Source organism: Vibrio sp. HI00D65 (assembly GCF_001635455.1).
Classification (GTDB): domain Bacteria; phylum Pseudomonadota; class Gammaproteobacteria; order Enterobacterales; family Vibrionaceae; genus Vibrio.
Map to the genome: position 1 here is coordinate 1 of NZ_LWEH01000559.1, position 252 is coordinate 252.

1 pseudogene is annotated in these 252 nt (G+C 42.1%); it reads left to right on the plus strand.

The annotated features are described in order from the left end of the window. A pseudogene (locus A3712_RS28520) lies at window positions 1-252 on the plus strand (recombinase XerD); the annotation flags it as partial.

Below are 252 nucleotides of genomic sequence, written 5' to 3' on the forward strand. Positions count from 1 at the left end.
GAAAGCGTCAAAAATACAAGAAGAAGATATCAATCAAGGCATCGGTCCCTCGCTTCCACACGCCCTTGGTAAAAAGTACCCGAACGCTTTTAAACAAATTGCTTGGATGTTTATCTTTCCTTCTTTAAGCATCTGTCGGCACCCACTGACTAATAAGCTTTGTCGGCATCATTTACACGATTCTGCACCAAGAAAGGCTCTCAAACGAGCGGTGCAACAGGCTAAAATCTTTAATAAACGAATAACATGCCA